This is a genomic window from Bifidobacterium biavatii DSM 23969, from assembly GCF_000741165.1.
GTDB lineage: Bacteria > Actinomycetota > Actinomycetes > Actinomycetales > Bifidobacteriaceae > Bifidobacterium > Bifidobacterium biavatii.
Map to the genome: position 1 here is coordinate 126,777 of NZ_JGYN01000006.1, position 22,114 is coordinate 148,890.

General features: G+C 56.8%; 13 protein-coding genes. 12 read left to right on the top strand and 1 reads right to left on the bottom strand.

What is annotated here, in order from left to right:
• The first annotated feature begins 1 nt into the window (after window position 1).
• From BBIA_RS03360 to BBIA_RS03405, 12 genes are all read left to right on the top strand, one after another.
• Entirely contained in the window at window positions 2-724 is a 723-nt protein-coding gene (locus BBIA_RS03360; RefSeq protein ID WP_033494233.1) for a DUF1788 domain-containing protein, read from the top strand.
• Window positions 721-4,464 carry a BREX system P-loop protein BrxC gene (gene brxC / locus BBIA_RS03365; protein WP_051923722.1) on the top strand — a complete coding sequence of 1,248 codons (3,744 nt, stop codon included), beginning with the start codon at window positions 721-723 and terminating at the stop codon, window positions 4,462-4,464. The genes BBIA_RS03360 and brxC overlap by 4 nt, the downstream gene beginning before the upstream one ends.
• A gap of 89 nt (window positions 4,465-4,553) precedes the next feature.
• Window positions 4,554-5,771 carry an ATP-binding protein gene (locus BBIA_RS03370; protein WP_051923733.1) on the top strand — a complete coding sequence of 406 codons (1,218 nt, stop codon included), beginning with the start codon at window positions 4,554-4,556 and terminating at the stop codon, window positions 5,769-5,771.
• A gap of 2 nt (window positions 5,772-5,773) precedes the next feature.
• Window positions 5,774-9,478, top strand: coding sequence for a BREX-1 system adenine-specific DNA-methyltransferase PglX (pglX, locus tag BBIA_RS03375; RefSeq protein ID WP_033494229.1), 3,705 nt, complete (start codon window positions 5,774-5,776; stop codon window positions 9,476-9,478).
• A 24-nt stretch (window positions 9,479-9,502) separates the two neighbouring features.
• Window positions 9,503-10,228, top strand: a complete 726-nt coding sequence (locus tag BBIA_RS13685; RefSeq protein WP_081891941.1) for a DUF6602 domain-containing protein — start codon at window positions 9,503-9,505, stop codon at window positions 10,226-10,228.
• On the top strand, window positions 10,212-11,507 hold the full coding sequence (locus tag BBIA_RS14110) for an SMODS domain-containing nucleotidyltransferase (protein WP_152600554.1): 1,296 nt from the start codon (window positions 10,212-10,214) through the stop codon (window positions 11,505-11,507). Before BBIA_RS13685 ends, BBIA_RS14110 begins: the two co-directional genes overlap by 17 nt.
• Before the next feature lie 18 nt (window positions 11,508-11,525).
• On the top strand, window positions 11,526-13,034 hold the full coding sequence (locus BBIA_RS03380; RefSeq protein WP_033494227.1) for an ATP-binding protein: 1,509 nt from the start codon (window positions 11,526-11,528) through the stop codon (window positions 13,032-13,034).
• Window positions 13,035-13,166: 132 nt separating this feature from the next.
• Complete coding sequence (pglZ, locus tag BBIA_RS03385; RefSeq protein ID WP_033494225.1) at window positions 13,167-15,806, top strand: BREX-1 system phosphatase PglZ type A; 2,640 nt, start codon at window positions 13,167-13,169, stop codon at window positions 15,804-15,806.
• 48 nt (window positions 15,807-15,854) lie between these two features.
• Window positions 15,855-18,098, top strand: coding sequence for a BREX system Lon protease-like protein BrxL (brxL, locus tag BBIA_RS03390; RefSeq protein ID WP_202962027.1), 2,244 nt, complete (start codon window positions 15,855-15,857; stop codon window positions 18,096-18,098).
• Between the two features lie 217 nt (window positions 18,099-18,315).
• Window positions 18,316-19,374 (top strand): tRNA (adenine-N1)-methyltransferase, encoded by a 1,059-nt coding sequence (locus BBIA_RS03395; RefSeq protein WP_033494223.1) that lies wholly within the window; start codon window positions 18,316-18,318, stop codon window positions 19,372-19,374.
• Window positions 19,375-19,547: 173 nt separating this feature from the next.
• On the top strand, window positions 19,548-20,105 hold the full coding sequence (locus tag BBIA_RS03400; RefSeq protein ID WP_033494221.1) for a SixA phosphatase family protein: 558 nt from the start codon (window positions 19,548-19,550) through the stop codon (window positions 20,103-20,105).
• 102 nt (window positions 20,106-20,207) lie between these two features.
• Window positions 20,208-20,858, top strand: coding sequence for a response regulator (locus BBIA_RS03405; RefSeq protein ID WP_081891923.1), 651 nt, complete (start codon window positions 20,208-20,210; stop codon window positions 20,856-20,858).
• Here the strand turns inward: BBIA_RS03405 and BBIA_RS14775 are convergent.
• Window positions 20,822-22,102, bottom strand: a complete 1,281-nt coding sequence (locus BBIA_RS14775; RefSeq protein ID WP_156103662.1) for a sensor histidine kinase — start codon at window positions 22,100-22,102, stop codon at window positions 20,822-20,824. The genes BBIA_RS03405 and BBIA_RS14775 overlap by 37 nt on opposite strands.
• Window positions 22,103-22,114: the final 12 nt, after the last annotated feature.

Here is a 22,114-nt window from a genome sequence, read left to right on the forward strand (position 1 = left end):
AATGACGGGCAACACCGCACGACGGCAGTCATCCAACATCGAGCAGGACTTCGATGGGCTGTTTCGTTGCATGCGTTCCAAACGTTTTCGTAACGGCGAGGACACCGGCGGCGAACCGGCGAACTACATTTACGCGTATCAGCCGCAGCAGGAGCTGGAAGTCGAACGTCGCATCCCGATCCTTGTCAACCGTCTGCAGGGCATGGACCCCGTGGACGACGATGATGCCGCACCGGCCATACTGGTCATCAACCTGTACGAGCTCGCCATCCGGATCATGCAGGACAACGACGTCTTCGACTCCGCCATCGAACAGGAGCCAGACATGCACGGTGATGCCGACGATGCCGGAGTCGGCGCATGGCCGCCGCTGCAGGAGGACGACTTTTATCAGGCGCTCGCCGGTATGCTCGGTCCCGACAACGACGATCTGAAGGACGCACTCGAGACGCGATACCTGCAGGCGAAAGCGAATCATGAAGCAGATCTAGTGTTCCTGACTGGTGTGGGCCAGGTGTATCCGTACATCCGCACGCACGCGCTGCTCAACTGCGTGCAGGAGATCATCGACGAGCACACGCCCGTGGTGGTGTTCTTCCCGGGAACCTACGAGAAGACCGCGTCGACCGTATCGGTGATGCGCCTGTTCGACCGGCTCGACGCGGACAACTACTACCGTGCATTCAGTCTCAACACCGCGATCCAGGAAGGAGCCGACGCATGAGCGACATGAATGATGCGAACGCATCGCGAGGCGACGCATTGCAGTTCAGGAACATCTTCGTCAGGAACATCGAAGACAAGATCGATGGCGTCATCAAAGCCAGCAACGACAGGAACCTCGTCGACGAGGTGGACGAATACGTGTTGACCAACGAGATCCAGACCAATCTCGAACGGTTCCTCGACACGTACAACGACCCATCCGCCGACTATACGAACGGCGTATGGATCTCCGGCTTCTTTGGTTCCGGTAAATCTCACCTGTTGAAAATGCTCTCGCATATTCTGGGCGAGACTCCCGTGTCGTTCATCGCGGACGACGCCGAATCGCTGAGCCGCGAGCAGGTCATCGACATCATGAAGGCCAAGGCCCGCGACGCCGAGAACCATGAGCTTGAGGGACTATTGGACTCCAACCTGCGTATTCCCGCCACCTCGCTGCTGTTCAACATCGACAGCAAGGCGCAGAAGGGCAGCAAGACCGTGCTTATGGACGCGTTCATCCGCGTGTTTGACGAGGCTCGTGGCTATTACGGTGCCAACAAGTACGTGGCGAAAATGGAACGCGACCTCGACTCCAACGGGTGCTTGAACGAGTTCGTCCGCCAGTTCGAATCGATCGCCGGCAAACCGTGGTCCAAGGGTCGCGCCCAGGCCGCGTTCTCCGGACCGAAGATCGACAGGGCGTTCGCTGCGGCCACCGGCGACGAGGTCAGGGACATTCTCAAGGATTACCAGAAACAATACAATCCGACCATCGCCGATTTCGCCGACGACGTGAACGATTGGCTGCAACAGCAGGATGACGGTCGTCGCCTGATATTCCTGGTGGATGAGGTCGGCCAGTTCATCGGTTCTCGCACGGATCTCATGCTCAATCTACAGACCGTGACGGAGGAGCTGTTCGCGCGCACCAACGGCCGAGTGTGGGTGATCGTCACCTCGCAGGAGGACATCGACGCCGTGATCGGCGACCGTTCGGTCAGTCAGGGGCTTGACTTCACGAAGATCAAGGGCCGGTTCGCGATCAACTTGAAACTGTCCAGCGCCGACGCCATCGAGGTCATTCAGAAACGACTGCTGGCCAAGAACGAGCAGGGCGAGACGGTCACGGAGGAGCTGTGGCAAGAGCACCGGGATGAACTTGATGCTCTATTCACCCTTCAGGGCGAAGGTGGCACACGCCAGTTCAACAACATCAAATTCGGTACGCAAGAGGACTTTATCTCCACCTATCCGTTCGTCAACTACCAGTTTCTGCTGTTCCAAGACGCGATGCGCGGCATGAGTGCTGCAGGCTTTTTCGAAGGACAGCATCGCTCGGTCGGTGAACGTTCGCTCCTGTCCACAATCAGCAGTGCGCTGGTCGAACACAAAGCCGATACGGTCGGCAGTCTGATACCGTTCAGTGCCCTGTACGACGGCATTTCCGGAACCATCCAAAGCTCGGTGAATCACCGAATTCTTGAGGCGGAGCGCGAGCTCGCCCCGGACGTGCAGAAGCTAGCCATGCCATTGCTCAAGGCGCTGCTGCTGGTCAAGCAGGTCAAGGAGTTCAAAGCCAACGTGCGCAATCTGCGCATTCTTGTGCTCGGCCGGTTCGGCGAGGATCTGCCCGAACTGGAACGGCGTATTCAGGACACGCTGAACATGCTGGAACGGCAGAACTATGTGCACCGAACTGGTGACGAGTACGAGTATCTGACCAACGACGAGCAGGCCGTCGAAAGCGAGATCAAGAACGTCGACATCGAGGATCGGCAGATCCGCGACCGTTTGGGCAGGATCGTCAGCGAGGACATTCTCGGCCAGCCGCTAACCGTCGAATACGGGCAGGGACGGCAGAAGGTGAGGTTCCGGTACGGTCTGACCATCGACAACGTGGCGCAGGGACGGACCTATCCGATCACGCTGCACATCGTCACCCCGATGGACGACATACCGCTGGATGCCAAGATCATGCAATCGTCCGGCGAACGCGGGGAACTGCGCGTGATCCTCGACGGCGACGGCTCCAATTTCATGAACGACCTGACCATGGTCGAACGCACTGAGAAGTATCTCCGTCTGCACGCCAACGAACAGGGCTCCCGCAAGCACATTCTCGACGCCAAGCGCGGCGATCTCGACATCATGAAACGGGAACTGAAGTCCACGGTGTCCAAAGCACTGTGCTCGGCCGTTATCGCCTACAACGGCGCCACGTTGGATACCAAGGCTCGCGAGAGCGCGACCGGCATCATCGCGGAGGCGATGCAGACGCTGATCGGACGTCTGTACACCAACTTCCGACTGGTGGAGCACCTCGTCTACACCGAACGCGATCTTCCCGCCGTACTCGCCGACGCTTCGGACTCCACACCGTCGTTGGACGGCACCGATTCCGTGCAGAATCGTCTGGATCTGCCGGCACAGGACGTGTACGACTATGCGGCCGGGCAGATCCGCCGCAATCTCGTGCCGACCGTCAAAGACGTCATCGCACGCTATGAGAACGAGCCGTACGGCTGGCCGCTGGCGGACACGCTCGCATGCCTGTGCTACCTGTACGGTACCGAGCGAATTCGTCTGACGATCGACAGCACTCGGATTCCACGCACCGATGTGGTCAAATGTCTGACCAATCAGAAAAAGACCGAAAGCATGCGCGTGGAGATTCCAAAATGCTACGATGCCGCCAAAATCAGAGAACTACGCAACTTCGCCAACGATTACCTTGGCCTGACCGCAGACAGGCTGCCCGCCGACGCCGAAGACATGGCCCGTGCCATCAGGGACGGGATGCACGAGCAGATACGCGCGATCGAACAGCTCAAGGCCGTCAACGGACAGTTCGCGTTCGTCGCGGCGCTCGACGAGCCACTCGAACGACTGAAGACCGTTGCCGCCAAACCGGAGGAGTGGATACTGGAAACCTTCCCCTCCAAGAACGAAGACGACAACACGGAGCAACTGTTGGACGACCAAGAAGATGTGATCGCCCCGATCCGCAAGGTCCTCAACGGCTTCCAGCGCGATGTGCTGGTCAACGGCCTGGACTGGATTAAAACCAACGACTCCAACTTCACGCTTGCGTCCGCCGACCTGCAACGGGAACGTGACGAGGTGCGTGCCACGGCGGACGATCCGAAACTGTTCCAAGGCAACAGGGTCAACCTGTTCAAGACCCGACTGACCGAACTCCAGCAGCATCTCGGCAAACTCGTCGACACGGAACGCGAACAGGCGCTGGCGACCGTCGCCGCCGTGCGCGAATCCCTCACCGGCATCGACTCGTACCGAACCGCCCGCGAGGACGCCCAACGGCAGGCCCTGCGCTCGCTAGACGATGCGGCCGCGAAGATCGAGTCGGCGAAGTACATCGCCGACATCCGGCAGACCGCGGACACCGTGCGCGGCAGTCTGTACCTGACCTTGGTCAACCAGTTGGACGCGGCCAAGAAGCAGCCGCAGGAGCCGGCTGGTGTTCACAGCGGACCTGGAAAGCCGTCGGAATCGCGGGACTTGCAGAATCCGTCTGCGGGGGAGACGCTGCCCGATGCCGTTGCGCCAGTTGAGCCCGGTCCCAAACATGTCGAGCCGGTGCCGTCCGAGCCGAAGCCAGTCGAGCGCACCATCCGTGTCACGCCGCCGCGCCCCAAGCCGATGCTGCGCACGGAAGACGACGTGGACGAGTTCCTCGACGAATACCGGCGCAAGCTCATAGCCGCCATCCGAGAAGGCAAACGCATTTTACTTTGAGCAAGTTTTTGCATGGATTTAAAATCAATTTTAAATCCATGCAAAAACTGATAGTATTGAAAATACGTTTTCAATGAGGGGTGGTGTTGATGATCGACCGACCGAAGTACCTGCACAAACTCGATATGTGGAAAGACCATGACGTAGTCAAGGTAATCACCGGTGTGCGCCGCTGCGGCAAGTCAACGTTGATGACGCTTTGGAAACAACGCCTGATTGAGCGGTATGGCGTTGCACCGGAGACTATCGTTCACATCAATCTTGAACTGTTGGAGAATGAACCGTTTCTCGAGTACCGCCGCCTGTATGAGGAGATTCTCCGCCGTTGCGGCGAAGGAGGGGGAGCGCGTTATGTGCTGATCGACGAAATCCAGAACGTGCCGGACTTTCAGAAGACGCTTGACAGCTTGCAGGCCAGGGGCGGCATCGATCTGTATGTCACCGGATCAAATGCCATGCTGCTATCGGGAACCTTGGCAACCTTGATATCCGGCAGATACGTAGAGATCGCCATGACGCCTCTTTCGTTTGCTGAATACTGGAGTGCGCAATCCGACACAAGGACGACCATGCAGCGCGCATGGTCCGAATACCTGCATGATGGTGCGCTTCCCGCCACAGTGGGCTTTTCCGGCAATGAGACGATGCTGCACGATTACCTTGACGGCATACTCAACACCGTGCTGTTCAAGGATGTGGCCGCACGGCTGGGCGTCTCCAACATTGCGGCATTGGAAACGGTGACCCGCTATCTGTTCGACAATGTCGGCAATCTCGTGAATCCCAAGTCCATCGCGGATGCCATGACCTCGATGGGCACGAAGATATCGCCGCCTACGGTGTCCAACTATGTGGAAGGACTTGCAGCGGCATTCATCTTCTATCCGGTGCAACGCTATGACGTCAAAGGCAAGCGCGCTCTGCGGCAGGAACGTAAGTATTATGCCGTGGATCTGGGCATGCGTCGCATGTTGTGCTCCAATAAGGTGCGCGACACTGGTCGTCTTCTGGAGAATGTGGTGTTTTTCGAGCTGATGCGCAGGGAAGGTGATGTGTATGTCGGTCAGAGCACGGGTGGCGAGATTGATTTCATCACCAATGGCGCTGACGGCCCGTGCTATTACCAAGTGAGCGAATCCGTGCATGATCCGGATACGTTGGAGCGTGAGTTGTCGTCGCTGCGTGCGGTACGGGATAATTATCCGAAGATGCTGATCACGCTGGATGATGAACGTCCGGTTTCCCATGAAGGGATTCAACAGGTATACGCATTGGATTGGCTGCTTGACGATGGAGAGGAGCAGTGAGCATGAACACGAGTAAGTTGCAGGCTTTTGCGGCCGGGGCGCGCGTGGAGCTGATGAAGGCGGTGCGAGCCAAGCTGGATGCGGCGATGGAGCCGAATTCGGCGGCGAGCGTGGATAATCCGCGCGCGTTCGCAAAGCTGCAGGATGAGATTCGCGGCAACGGCGGCGGCGAGCAGGGTCGTGCCAGGACCGCGGAACGGCACGCCTACCGTTGGTTCAACCGGATCATCGCCTTGCGGTACATGGATGCGAACGACTTCACCAGCCCGCATGTGGTGTCCGGCGAGGACGCGGACAATCCGAACGCCTTGCCGGCCGTATTGTCGGCGGCCAAGCGCGGCGAATTCGACGAGAACGTGTTCGGCTCGAACGTTGGTGCCAAAGCCAAGCTGGTACCTACGATCACTGCGCTGTTAGATGGCAGCAAGACCAGCAACGATCCGCAGGGCGAGGCGTATGGACTGCTGCTGCGCGCGTACTGCGATTGCTGGCATAGGTTCCTGCCGTTCATGTTCGATGATGCCGGTGCGGCGGATGAGATTCTGATGCCGGCCGACCTGCTCGCCTCGGATTCGGTGTTGCGCAAGGTCGCGGAAGTGATGACCGTGGCCGATTGCGTGGGCGACGAGGGACAGGGCAATGTCGAGATCATCGGCTGGCTGTACCAGTTCTACATCGCCGAACGCAAGGATGAGGTGATGGCCGGCTTCAAGAAGAGCAAGAAGGCCGGTGCCGCTGAAATCCCCGCCGCCACCCAGCTGTTCACCCCCGACTGGATCGTGCGATACCTCGTACAGAACACCGTCGGCCGCCTCTGGACCCAATCCCACCCCGAATCCCAGCTCTACAAAAACTGGGAGTACTACGTCTCGGCCCCCTCTGATGAGGGGGCTGTCACGCGCAGCGTGACTGGGGGAGAGACGGGGGCCAAGACCTCGCTGAACATTGAGTCCCCCGAAGACCTCACCGTCTGCGACCCCGCCTGCGGCTCCGGCCACATGCTCACCTACGCCTTCGACCTGCTTTACGATATCTACGATGAAGCCGGCTACTCCGCCAACGAAATCCCTGGCCTGATCCTCGAACATAATCTGTTCGGCATGGAGATCGACGAACGAGCCGCCAACCTCGCCGCCTTCGCCCTGACCATGAAGGCCCGAGGCCGCTACCGTCGCTTCTTTCGCAAGCAGGTCCAGCCCAACATCCAGCGCATCACGCCCGAATACTTCACCGAAATCGAAGTTGAGGAGCTGAACGAGATGTATGGTGTCACCTTCGACGCCGACACTTGGAACACCTACCAGCATGCCGACATCTACGGTTCCCTCATCCAGCCCCCGTCAGAACTTAAGAAGCTGGTGGCAGCCTCGGCTCCCTCGGATAGGACATCGCCGTTAAGCAAACAGTCCAGTGGACTGTTTGTAGGCGATGTAGCGAGCGATAGCGAGCTGAATAACAGTAGCGAGACTGAGAGAGCGTACACCCTACTCGCCTCAGGCATCAAGGAACGCTCCCACACTGTTCTCACCCAAACCCGCTACCTCACTCGCCAATACGCCGCAGTAGTCGCTAACCCGCCCTATCTAAGCTCGAAAAATATGGATGACGAGCTTAAATCTTTTATTAAGAAAGCATATCCTGATGGAAGAACTGATTTGTTCGCTGCTTTTATTTTGCGAAACAAAATGTTAGTTATAGATAATGCTTTTATTGGTATGATAACTATGCAGGGGTGGATGTTTTTATCTGCTTTTTATGATTTGCGAAAAAAACTATTATCGAGTTCGACCATTGATTCATTGCTGCATCTTGGCTCAGGTGCTTTCGATAGCATCGGAGGTGAGATTGTATCAACTGTCGCCTTTGTAGTCGAGAACAAGGGGAGTGATAGATGTGGTACGTATTATCGCTTAGTTGATATACATGGTGACCTTGAGCAGAGTTCTTTTCTTCGTGATTGCGTTAAGCACAATACGCAAAATAATACGTATCATGTAAAGCAAAGTACTTTTTCCAAGTTGCCGAGTAGTGTAATCGTATACTGGCTTCCCGCTTCATTGTTAGCTTCGTTTATAAAAATCGCTAAGGGGGTCAGTGGTGAACCCCTGAGCGACATTGCAAATGTCGCTCAGGGGTTCACCACTGGAGACAATAACATATTTCTCCGCGAGTGGTTTGAATGTGCTTTCAGCAACATCGATTTTAATCGTGTTCAATGGAATGAAAAACAAAAAGGAAAATGGATTCCCTGCGATAAAGGGGGTGAGTTCAGAAAATGGTATGGAAACAATGAATTCATTGTTGATTGGACCAATAATGGAATGAAATTGCTAACATTCCCTTTTGCAACACCGCGTAATACGGATATGACTTTTGCCAAGTCCATTGCTTGCAGTTATGTAGCTTCAGATAACGTTTCCTTCAGGTTTCATGATGGGCATTATTCATTTACTGGATCGGCGGTCTGTGTTAGATCAGCTCGGTATCTTCGGAGTCTGCATTGTTATTTGAATTCTTCTGTTGCTTATGAGTTGTTAAAAGCATTATCTCCTACCATTTCTTTTGAGGCTGGGCAACTTCGTTCGCTTCCTTTCATGCTTAATGACAGTTTTGAAAATCAGTGTCGTTCGTTGCATGATGATTTGGTTGATACTTCGCGTTCTGATTGGGACTCTCAAGAAATATCATGGGAGTTTGTGCGGTTAAAGGTTTTGGAAGGTGTTGACGAAGCTTTACTGTCTGACATCATTCCTTCGTATATCGCCCACTGCAAAACCATCGCAGAAGAACAGCGCCAGCGCGAAATCAAGAACAACGAGCTGGTAGCAGATGCCTATGGCGTGCGTGATGAAGTGCCGTGCGATGTGCCGATCGAACGTGTCTCGCTGAAGCGCAATCCGGCGTTTTGCTACCCGAAGAACACGCCTGCCGAACGTGACGAACTCATGACCCGTGACATCGTCAAGGAAATCATCTCCTACGCGGTCGGCTGCATGTTTGGCCGCTACTCGCTCGACAAGCCGGGTCTGATTCTCGCCTCCCAAGGCGAAACCATCGACGACTATCACGCGCAAATTCCGAATCCCACGTTCGAGCCGGATGCGGACAACGTGATTCCTGTGACCGACGACGAATGGTTCGAGGACGACATCGTCGCCCGCTTCCGCGACTTCCTGAGCGTGGCATGCGGCGAGAAGCATCTGAACGAGAATATCGCCTACATCGAACAGGTGCTCGGCAAGCCTCTGCGCAAGTACTTCGCCACGGATTTTTATGACGATCACGTGAGCATGTACAAGAACCGTCCGATCTACTGGATGTACTCCAGCCGCGCCGATAAGAAGGGTACGTTCAAGGCGCTCGTCTACCTGCACCGGTACATGCCCGCCACCACAAACACGGTCCTCAGGTACCTGCGTGAGTTCACCGCCAAGCTCAGCTCCCAGTCCGAAGCCTTACTTGCCTCCGGCAAGCCTGCCGAGGTACGCAAGGGCGAAAAGCTGCACACCGCCATCAAGGAATGTACCGACTACGAGCGTGATGTGTTGTACCCGCTCGCCACCCGCAACCTCCCCATCAACCTCGACGACGGCGTGCTGGTGAATTACCTCCGCCTAGGCCCCGCCCTCCGCGCCATCCCCGCAATCGAGAAAAAACGCCCCACCGTCCAATCCTGGACCTGGCCCACCCACCCGTTGGAGGACTGAATGCAAGAAACACAATCAACTACGATGAGTGTTAAGAATCTGCTGTTTGCGAAGCAGCAGATTCTTAAAGCTCATTTGGATGTAATTTTGTCTCATCCTGTCACTAAAGGCGACCACTGCGAAGGTGCATGGATTGATTTTTTCAGAAGTTTCCTGCCAAGTAAGTATGCGGTTGACAAAGGATTTGTGTTTGATTCAAAAGGTGCTGTGAGCGATCAAATCGACATCATTATTTATGATGCTATGTATGCGCCATTGATCTTTGGAACAAATTCCGGTGAAAAATTTGTGACGGCTGAAAGTGTATATGCGGTCTTTGATTCGAAGCAGGAAATAGACAAAGAAACACTTCAATATACTAGTCATAAAATAAACACTGTGACTTCACTATGTAGAAGTGCAAGAAGCGTGATAAATGCTGGTCAAGAAGTTCCCCCACGTAAATTAACTCCAATATATGGTGGAATTTTGGCCAAAAAGTCAATATCTTTGCAATCTGTCGAAAAGTATTGCAAGGAATTATCAAATGTCAGATTTGGATGTGCGATAGAAGAAGGATCATTTCTGTACGATTGTGAGCATAATGTGTTTCATTCTTCGAATCAAGAAGAAGCTATTCTAGCTTTCTTTTTCATTATTCTCGATGAGCTTTATAAGCTTGGTACTGTTGCTGGTATAGATATACGTAATTATGCTGATGGATCTTTATCTTCCATATGTTTGAAAAGAGGTAATGATGACCTTGGATAAATATTTCACAAAGTTCCTTACTGATATAGAGCCCTCGCGATCAACAAAGGATGAAATAAAGAGAATTCATAGTAATCTTCGTGAGTTTCTGTCTGAGGATGATGATTGTGCTGCGATTGTTGATTCGACTTTTCTATCTGGATCATATGCTAAGAATACGAGTATCAGGCCTGTGCTAAATGATGGAAAACGTGATGTCGATATAGATATCGTGACAAATTTTACAATGAATGACGATCCTGCTGTTGTTTTAGAAAAAATAGAGGATTTACTCCATAAGCAAGCAAAATACAGTAATACAAAGAAACAGTCTCATTCTATTTGTGTTGAAATGAGTGGCTTGAATGTTGATGTTGTGCCTTTGATACGTGAAGATGATTCCAGTTATTATATTGGATCAAGAGACAATCATACTTGGAGTAAGGCCACGCCAAAAGAGCACATTCAATGGTCTTCTGACGTAAATGCAGAAAACAATATGAAATATAAACCATTGGTGAAATTATTTAAATGGTGGCGCCGAGAAAACTGCCCTGACGGCGTGCGTTTCCCTAAAGGCATTGCACTAGAAGTTATAGTTGCGGACAATATTGGAAATGTGTCGCAATCAACTGAGGATCTTTTAATTGATACAATGAGATCTATTGTATCTAGATACAGAGGATATGTGGTTAATGGTTTCGTACCTTTTCTTCAAGATCCCGCTATGACAGACAATGATTTATTGTCGAGAACAAGTTTTGATGACTTTCAGAAGTTTATTGGAGCGTTGGAAAATCATTTGTCGTTGATAGATGATGAGGGAAGAAATAATGTAGTCTGGAAAAAGATTTTTGGGGAAAGATTCCCGTCTGATAATAAGAAATCGCTTGATTTGGAATCATATAAAACAGTTTCTTATCGACAGGTTCCGCCTTGGAGCTTGCCCCATAAACCATCGGTTACGATTAAGGCTACCGTGGTTTTCCCTAATGATGCGGAATGTGAGATTTCTAGTGATGACTTTTTATTACCGAAGGGGTCGTCGATAAAGTATATGGCCGCATATCCAATTACTTCTAAAGATACGGTGAAATGGCAGATTGTAAATACCGGTAAAGAAGCGGAACTGGCATCGTGCTTAAGGGGAGGTTTTGAAAACTCCAATAATTTTAACTCAGGACCGTTGTGTCGCATCGAGTCTACTGCTTATACGGGGAAGCATTATGTACAGTGTTTTATTGTCCGTAATGGGTGCTGCATTGCATATAGCGATGAATTTTTCATAAACGTAGAATAAGGATGAAAGTTCATTTGTATGTGGTCAATTCAGGGCGAATCCAAGAATGTTGAGTATAAGGTGGCGTTGCCGGATCGGAGCATCAAGTATGTGAAGACGGCGGTGGCGTTTGCCAATGACGAGGGCGGGCGCATCGTGTTCGGCATCGAGGATCAGACGCTGAACGTGGTCGGCGTGCCGGACGATCAGGTGTTCACCATCATGGACGCCATCTCCAACGCCATCGCCGATAGTTGCGAACCATTGATCATTCCGGACATCTCCATGCGTGACATTGGCGGCAAAACGGTGATCGTCGCCGAAATTCTGCCAGGCGCGCAGCGGCCGTACCACATCAAGTCAATGGGGCGTGACCAAGGTACGTTTGTACGCGTTGCCGGCACTACGCGACAAGCCGACGCGGCGACCATTAAGGAACTGTTGTTCGAAGGCAGCAATCGCAGCTTCGACCAAACCGTGTGTCTCGGACTGGAAGCAACCGACGAGGATATCGCCAAGCTATGCGACACAATGACTGAGGTTGCCAAGTCCAACGCGAAGCATGATGCCGACTCGATCAAGCCGGTGACTGCCAAGCAGTTGCTCTCATGGGGCGTACTGGTCGAACGTGATGGCGAGTTTAAGCCGACGAACGCGTACGCGATTCTGGCTGGCATCAACGGTCCGGTGCGTTCCGTCGTGCAATGCGGTGTGTTCAAAGGCTCCACCAAAGCCGTGTTTGTTGACCGCCGTGAGTTCACCGGCGCGCCATGGGAACTCGTCGAACAGGCATACCAGTACGTGCTACGCAATATTCACATGGGTGCACGATTCGAGGGCGTGTACCGGCAGGATGTGTACGAGATTCCACCGGATGCGATTCGCGAACTCATCGTCAACGCCGTCGTGCACCGCAGCTACATCGATCATTCCAGCATCCAGATCGCGATCTACGACGACCGACTCGAAATCACGTCTCCCGGGCGGCTTCCGATGGGCCAGACCATCGCACGCATGAAGGAAGGCTATTCGAAGATCCGTAACGAGGCGTTAGCGGCGGCGTTCTCCTACATGCGGCTCATCGAACACTGGGGCAGCGGCATTCCTCGCATCATCGAAGAAGTGCGCGAGGCCGGTCTGCGCGAACCGGAATTCCTCGGCGGCGACACCGACCTACGCATCAACATTTACCGTCAAGTTGATGCTCTAGCGTCAGATACTGCGTCTGGAGTGCGGGATACTACCGAAACGGTGCGGGATACTGCGTCTGGAGTGCGGGATACTACCGAAACGGTGCGGGATACTGCGTCTGGAGTGCGGGATACTACCAGCCTGACCGATGATGAACGCGCAGTGATCCACTATGCACAGGCCAACGGCGGAATCACATCCGTGGTAGCGAAGAATGTGTTGAATCTTCAGGAACGTCAGACCCAGAAGATTCTCGCTGGCCTAGTGAACCGCGGAATACTGCAGCGTATCGGTGCTGCACGCTCCACGCGGTATGTACCGGCAGAGGCGACTGCGGCGAACGAGAATCGCGATTGAGATGTGTCGACCATACTCGACACATCTCAAGAAAAGCCAATGGAGTTTCGACTATATTCGAAACCTTCGTGTAAAACCCAGTACAGTGTCGACCATATTCGACACTCGATCATAACGGCGAAAGGAACTCGCATGAGCGGCGGCATGCAGATCGGACGATTGTTGGCGTCCCGGTTCGCGGTATTCGACGGGACGCCGTACAGCGCTGGGCGCATCGTGTTCTGGCATGACGAACGAGGTGAGTTCGCGGATCAGCTGGACGATGTCGCCGGGCCGGATGCGGCCGACGAGACGTTGCGTGACGTTCAGGTCGTACGCCTGGAACGCAATCCGTTCGCGTTGAAGCATCGCATGCTCATCGAACAGCCGACCGCGAAGTTCCTCGTGTATCTGACTGGCAAACTGCCCAAAGACGAAGACAACTGGCTGTTGGATCTCGAACTGGCATACGGTCCGCTGTTCACCGCCGACAAGCTGTCGATGATCGTCAATGAACTGTTCCCGCGCGAAGCATCCGCCATCACTCGCGATACGTGGCTCGCTATCATGCAGCGCACCAAACCGTTCTTCGAGGACGACGAACTGGTCGAATCGCTGGCAAGCCGTTTGCATGCCAACGATGACGAACGCGATTTCCAGGCGAAGATGATCGCCGTGCTCTTGAGTTTGCCGGCGGGGGAGCACAGTCTGCAATCGATCTGGCGCAAGTTGCTCGAACAATACGCGCAGGGTGACGAGGACGGCATCGAACGTATCAAGGCGATGGGACTGCTCGACTACCACTGGACCGGCACGCGCGGCATCTACCGGTTCGATTCTGCAAACGAGCTGGCGCATCCCATGGTGAAGGACTTCGCGCTCTGGCTGTTCCGCCTGGCATGGAACGGATTCAGCGACGCCGAACATGGTGCCGACTATTATGCGAACATCCGCCGCGACTTCGACATGTGGCGCAACGATCCACGGTTCGCGCCGGTGATGCGGACCTTGGCCGAGGACGTGTTCTCCGACCTGTCGATTGACCACGATATCGCCCGCATGGGATTGGACGAGCTGACGTCGCGCGGTGTTTTCCGCGAAGTCGACGAGCAGCTCGTGGAACTGCTGTACGCGGACCTCGGTAATGAGAGCATCACCGATGATGATGTGCAACGCATCGTCGCATCCCGCCAATACGGCCTGTGGCATGACGATTTCGCCAAGGATTATGCCGTCATCGCCGCCGCCAGCGCATTGCGGGCGCAACTGCGCGCGGTCCGGCCCGTCATGTCGTCCATCACGTCAGCGCAAGCCGGATTCAGGATCTACACCGACGACCTGTATCGCGTCGACGGCTGTTATCGTCGGTTCGTCGCCGCATGGAAAGCGAGCAGCCGGCCGTTCAGCGGCAGAATGGTCGCGGAAAGCCTCGAACAGGAATATGCGCGTTATCAGGCCGATCTCGGCATGGCATGGCAGTCGCAGGTCAACACGATGGCCGACTGGTCGATCGACGACGTCCCTTCGCAAACCGACTTCTACGCACGCAACGTCAAGAAAACAACAGACGCCGGCAAGAAGATCGCCGTCATCATCTCCGACGCGCTACGCTATGACGTGGCCGCGGAATTCCGCGAACGGCTGACTTCGCAAAGCCGCTGGAACGCCACGATGGACGCGCAACTGGGCGTGCTGCCCTCATACACGCAACTGGGCATGGCCGCGCTGCTGCCGCACACGATGCTCGCATTGGACCCGGCTGACCACTACTCCGTGCTCGCGGACGGCCAATCCACCAAGGGCACGGTCGCGCGGAACTTGATTCTTTCCGCAGTGAACGGCACCGCAGTGGACGCGGAAACGCTGATGAACATGAAACGGGACGAATACCGCGAACTGGTCAAATCCTGCAACATGCTCTACGTCTACCACAACGTCATCGACGCGACCGGAGACAAGGCCGCAAGCGCATCGGACGTATTCGGCGCATGCGAGCGCGCGCTCGATGATCTGGACGGCATCGTCAAGCGACTAGCCAACGCGAACGTGACCAACATGATCGTCACCGCCGACCACGGCTTCCTCTACCAGGACCATGACGTGACCGACGCCGAATGGCTGAGCGAAACCCCATCCGGCGACGTGATCTGGCAGAAGAAGCGGCGGTTCGTCATCGGCTCCGACCTTGCGAACAAACCGTCGTTCGTCACGTTCTCCGCCGCACAGGTCGGACTGGCCGACCCGAACAACGAGCACGTGACCATACAGATTCCCAACGGCATCCATCGGCTGCGCATCCAAGGCGACGGCGCACGATACGCGCACGGCGGCGCCGCACTGCCGGAAATCGTGGTGCCGATCATACACATCAACAAAGGCCGTTCCGCCTCCGGAGACGCACGGCAAGTGGAATTCCGCATCCTGCAGAACACCGACCGCATCACCACCGGGCAGATCACCGTCGACTTCCTGCAGACCGAACCGGTGGGCGGCAAGATATCCGAACGCACCGTGCTCGCCGGACTATGGGGCGTGGAATCAAACGGCCATGCCACGCTGATCTCCAACGAAGTGCCGCTCGCTTTCGCGTCCACATCCAAAGATCCGGCCGAACGTCACGTTCCAGCCACGTTCCTGCTGACCACGGATGCGGACCGGTTCAACAACACCGTCATCGAACTGCGATTGAGCGAGCGGATTGCCGGCTCCAACCAGACGCGCAGACTTGACACCAAGAAGGCGGAATACCGGCTCCAACGCGGACTCGTGATCGACGACGGTTTCGACTTCTGACACGAGGCCAGACAACTTGAGCAACGACAGACGGGTAAGGTAGGAACCATGACCAACGAAGAGCATGCGGCGGACAACACGCCGGCCGAACAAGGCAGCGTTCCGCCGATGAGCGAGCTGGACCGCAAAGTGACCGCTGAATTCTCCGGCTACACGGTACGCAAGGATCTCGTCAGCAAAGTCAAAGGCAACGCGCTCGTCCCCTCGTACGTGCTGGAGTATCTACTCGGCAAATACGCGACCACCACCGACGCGAACAGCGTACAGGCCGGCGTGGAACGCGTGCGAGCCATCCTCGCGGACAACTACGTGCACCGCGAAGAAGCCAACCTCATCCAGTCGAAGATCCGCGAAAAAGGCCGTTACCAAGTCATCGACAAAGTACAGGTCACGCTCAACGAAAAACTCGACCAATACGAGGCCACATTCGAAAACCTCGGCATCAGCCGGGTCGTCGTCGATTCGCAAACCGTTCGAAATAATCCCAAGCTCATGGTCACCGGCATCTGGTGCATGTGCACGTTGGTCTACGCCTACTCGGGCGACCCCAAGGACGTGCCGTGGCGGCTGCACCGGCTCATGCCCGTGCAGATGTCACGCGACGATCGGGAAAACTATTTCGCGATGCGCTCGCGGTTCACGGCCGACGAATGGATCGACCTGCTCATGCAGTCGGTCGGATTCAACCCGTCGCAGTTCTCGGATCGCGCCAAACTGCTGCATTTGGTGCGCATGATCCCGTTCGTGGAGCGCAACTACAACCTGATCGAACTCGGTCCGAAAGGCACCGGCAAGTCGCACATCTATTCCGAGTTTTCGCCGCACGGTATGCTCATCTCCGGCGGTGAGGTGACCGCGGCGAAACTGTTCGTCAACAACACGACCGGGCAGATCGGCCTGGTCGGCTTCTGGGACACGGTCGCGTTCGACGAGTTCGCCGGCAAAACCAAGAAGGCTGATCGTGCGCTCGTGGACATCATGAAGAACTACATGGCGAACAAGTCGTTCTCGCGCGGCCGCAACACCATGCAAGCGGAGGCGTCCATGGTGTTCGTGGGCAACACGTCGCACAACGTGCCGTACATGCTTAAGAACACCGACCTGTTCGAGGAATTGCCCATCCAATACCATGACCCGGCCTTCCTTGACCGCATCCACTACTATTTGCCTGGATGGGAGTTCGAGCAGATCCGCAGTGAGATGTTCACCTCCGGATATGGGTTTGTGGTCGATTATTTGGCCGAGATCCTGCACAACCTGCGCAATGTGGATTATGGGTCCGCGTTCGAACGGTACTTCACGCTGTCGCCGTCGCTGTCCACGCGAGACAAGGATGGCGTGCGCAAGACTTTCTCCGGACTGATGAAACTCATCTACCCGTCCGGCGATGCGACGATGAGCGAGATGGAACCGTTGCTGCGCTGCGCCATCGAGGGACGCAAACGCGTCAAGGACCAGCTGTGCCGCATCGACTCGACGATGGCCGAGGTCGACTTCAGCTACACCCGGGTCGGCTCCGTGGAACCCGTCGCCGTGCATACGCTCGAAGAGGACGACTACCCGGAGCTGTATTGGCGGGATGGAAACGGGCGTGACGACGTTGCGGCTGCGGAGAATACCGCGATGCCGGGCATGCCGGCGACGGTCGCCGTTGCCGATCCTGTCTCCAACGTTGTGGACGCTAGGTCGATTCCATCCGCAACGGATGGCCAAACCCAGCCTGCGGGAGATTCTTCCATCCAGTCCGTAACTGCGGCGAAGAAGCCTGTTTTGTCGCGCATCGAACGAGCCGCCGCAGCGGCTCGTGAGGGCCATCTTGAATTTGTCGAAAACCAACGGGGCATCACGTACAACAAACTGTTCGGCGCGTATGTAGCCGGCGCAAAGCGCATCACGCTGAAGGACCAGTACATCCGAATGCCTTATCAGATACGCAATCTTGCCGAATTCCTGGAAACCGTGCTCAACTACACCGATCGAGGGGACGAAGTACAAGTGCACTTGGTCACGGGACGCACCGAGCCGCAATTCCTTGATCAGCAGATCGAAGACCTGAATGCCGTGCAGGCCGAGTTCGGGGAGCTGGGCATCGTTTTCACATATGAATTCAGCGACTCCGGGCACGATCGTTCCATCGTCACCGATACGGGATGGCGCGTCATCCCCGGCCGCGGGCTTGATATCTATCAGCCGTACAGCTTTGACTGGCTCAACCCGCTCACACGGCAGCAGTCGTTGCGGCGTGCCAAGGAGTTCTCCGTGACCTATCAGAGGGTTGACCTGAGTAAGTGAATGGGCGTCACGGTTCCCGGGATTATTGTCGGAAAATCCCGGGAACCGGGTGATGTTCGCTTTTTGACGGAGAAGCGCGGGGATATGCCGAATCGTCATGTTCGGTTGTTGGGAAATGTGAGATTCCCGGTTCCGGGATGGTTCGGCGCAATCCCGGGAACCGGATATATTGGTATCTTCCTCACAAGGTCGATCAGAATCATAAGGAGAGACAGTCATGCAGGAACGTCGCGGGGCGCTCAGGGCCGGCGAGAAGGTGCAGTTCACCGACCGTAAGGGCAAGAAGATCACCGACCAGTTGGTCGCCGGCGGCTCCACGCAGACCGAGCACGGCCTGATTCTCCATGACGACGTGATCGGCCGCACGGAAGGCATCGTCGTGACCACCGTCACCGCGAAACGCGAGGCGCAGGTCAACCAGGTGCATCCCGAACGCGACGCCAACAAGCCGTGGAAGGCCGCGCGCGCGATCGGCGGCTGGGACTATGCGGTCATGCGCCCGCGGCTGGCCGACTATGTGCTGTCGATGCCGCGCGGCGCGCAGATCATGTATCCGAAGGACATCGCGCAGGTCATCCAGCTCGGCGACATCCGCAAAGGCCTGCACGTGCTCGAGTCGGGCGCCGGCTCGGGTGCGATGAGCGTCAACCTGCTCGACGCGGTGGGGGAGACCGGCCACCTGACCACGATCGAGTTGCGCCCCGACTTCGCGCGCGTGGCCGAGGCGAACGCAACCCTGTATTACGGCGAGAAGCCGGCGTGGTGGGATCTGAAGACTGGCGACTTCGACTCGGTCGCCGCAACCTTGCCGGAGCACGAATACGACCGCATCATGCTCGACATGCTCGACCCGTGGAACCGGCTCGAACAGGCGTACCGCGTGATCGCGCCCGGCGGCGTGCTCGTCTGCTACATCACCACGACCACGCAGATGTCGCGTCTGGTCGAGGCGCTGCGCGACGCCGGCCGCTGGACCGAACCGGACATCCAGGAGACGCTGGAGCGCAGCTGGAAGGCGCAGGGACTCGCCGTGCGCCCCGACCATCAGATGATTGGCCATACCGGGTTCCTCGTCGTCTCGCGCGCGATGGCGGAGGGGTTCGCGGCGCTCAAGAAGCGTGACCGCGTCACCAAGGACACGACCACCGACATCGACTCGCTCACGGATGAGGAGCGCGCCGCGCAGCTGGAGGATCTCGAACTGCGCGATATTTCCGACCGCAAGCTGCGCAAGGTGCTGCGCGATCTCGACACGCAGGTCGGCCATCTTTCCTGAGCCTTCATTCCAAATTCCCTGGCTCGTGAAAGCCGCTCCACGACTGGTTTTCACGAGCCCGTCCCCGTCGGCGATGGTGCCGCGCGCACAACACGCGGTCCGAAAGTTCACTTTCATCGGCCATAATATAGGGCAGTTTTGAATCGTATCGATTGAGATCGAAAGAGGGACGAATGGCCGTCAAACCGGGCAAGGCAGCGAAGAAAGCGAAAGTCTACCAGCACATCCTCATCATCATGCGCCATGCAAAGGCCGAGCCGTTCGGCGTCAACGGTGACCGGGATCGCCCGCTCGCCGACAAGGGCCTCAAGCAGGCGAAGGCAGTGGCCAAAGGGTTGCTCGACATGAAGCTCGTTCCTGACCGCATCGCCTGTTCGGCCGCGCTGCGCACGCAGCAGACCTGCGAGAAAATGCTCAAGACCTTCGGCGACGGTCCGAAGGTTGACTACCGGCAGAGCCTGTACGACGGCGGCATGCAGGCCGTGCTCGACGAGCTCGCCCACACCAAGGACAAGCATCGCGTGCTCATGGTGCTCGGCCACGAACCAACTGTGTCGATCGCCAGCCAGTGGCTCGCCTCCGCGGAATCCGATCCGGCGACCATCGACCTGCTCAATTTGGGCATGTCGACCGCGTCGGTTGCGATCTTCGGCTCCGACAAGCCGTTCAGCCAGTGGCAGCTGCATGAAGCCGACCTGCTTGCCGTCATCAGTCCCAAGGACTTCGACTGACGGCAAGGTTTCCGCATGGCATTCGGCCGCATGTTTCGCGACGCGTTTCGCGGGCCGGCTTGCCTGCCGTAGGATGCGCGTCGTCCGTGCAAGAATACCGGTATGACTTCGATCGGCATAGTGGACAACGACCGTTTCGCACTGACCATGCTCACGCAGACCGTGGGCCGCGCGATGCCCGGTTCCCGCGTGGTCTGGGCGGTTGAATCGGGCGCGCAGGCATTGCACCATTGCCTGTATGACAGGTCCGCCGTACCTGACGTGCTGCTGCTGGACATGTCGCTCACCGACGTCGACGGCGTTGAAGTTTGCCGGCGCATCCGCATGGCGTCGGATCGCCCGCCGATTTTGGGCATCACCTCGTATGCGCTCGATCACTACCGCCAAGCTGCGATCGACGCGGGCGCGCAGGGTATCATTCCCAAAAGTTCGACGCCGCGTGAACTGGTCGAAGCCATAAGCATCGTGGCTGATGGTGGCGTCATCGGGGAGGGGTTCACGGACGCGGCCGCGGCGCATCGGTCCGTCGTCTTCGCCTCGCAGCCGGCCGAAGTCTTGTCGGAGCGTGAGCGGCAAGTGCTGGATCGGTACGCGGCGAACCGTTCCACCGACGAAATCGCGCGTGAGCTCGGCATCAAGCCGTCCACTGTGTTCGTGGTCGTCGGCCATGCCAAGTCCAAGCTGAAAGCGGCCACACGCGCTGAGGCGATCCGCATCTACTTGGCTTCGAGACGCGCCGACAGCACCCACTGACCATCCTCAACATGGGTTTCCACGTCGACGCCCATGCGTCGGTACCGTTCCAGTCCGCTGCCCAGCCCGTTCAGCCCGTCGGCCGTGCCGCGCCGCCGGGGAACGTCCGTTGCTGTGATGATGATGACCGGTCCGGTTCCGTCACGACGGTTCACGGAAGCGAACGAGTCGTCGGCCACGGCGATCGACACCACGTACCCGCGCGATGGATCACCGTGCTTGGCGATGTTCGCGTAGATCTCCGACAGCAGTCCGGTCAGTTCGTCGAACCCGCGGTCGCTCAGGCTTGGCAGAACGTCTGGTAGCGTCGTTTGCCCGGCAAAGCCGAGCGCGCGCAGCCGGTCCTCCTGCTCGTCGACGCACGCGACGATGCGTTCGACCGTGTCCGTATCATGCGCGAAAGAACGTGACGATGACGTTGACGTCGTCGCTGGCGTGTCGTCGAGCGTTGTGATGACCTGATGCGTGCCGTGCAGCGCATGATCGACGATCGTGCGCAGCTCGCGCAGTTCGGACGCGACGTCGAACGACGTTGCGTTAGCGTGAGCCCCGCATGTACTGCCGGCGTCACGTTCGTCGCCGTCGCTCGTGCGATGTCCGGCATCGTCGATCGACGTAAGATCGCGATCGATGCGCATGATCGCGTACGCCAGATCGTTGGAGATACGATCGTGCAGCACCATCGCGATACACTCGCGCTCTGTCTGCCGGCGTACCTGCTCGGTCAGTCGCGCCCGGTCCGCGCTCCAGCGCGACGCGACGCCGATCGTCAGCGCGAACACGCAGTACGCGAACGAGACCACCACCGAATCGGACAGACCGAGGCCGAACAGCAGTTTGCGGTCGACCATCAGCGCGGTGACGCCGAGCGCGGCGGACAGGCTCGCCGCCAGACGACTGTCCGTCCAGATCACCGCCACGGCCATCAGCATCGCCAGCGAATACGAGTACGACATCGGGAACGGCGACACCAAACCGACGCAGTACAGCGTGACAGTCAACCACGCGCCGGACTGCGGAGCAAGCGGCAGCACGACCAGCGACGCTAGCGCCAGCCCCGGAATCAGCAGATACGACAGAAGGTGTCCGGCCGGCCAGCGCAGCACGGTCTCCGCGATCACGCACGCCGCCGTTACGGCACAGCCGACGGCAAGCCAACGGCGCGCGGACATGGATTGTCGCGCGTCATCCCCCGGCATGAGGGACTTCAACGATTGCGCGAAACCGGTGACATGCATGACCATGCCCCTTATTGT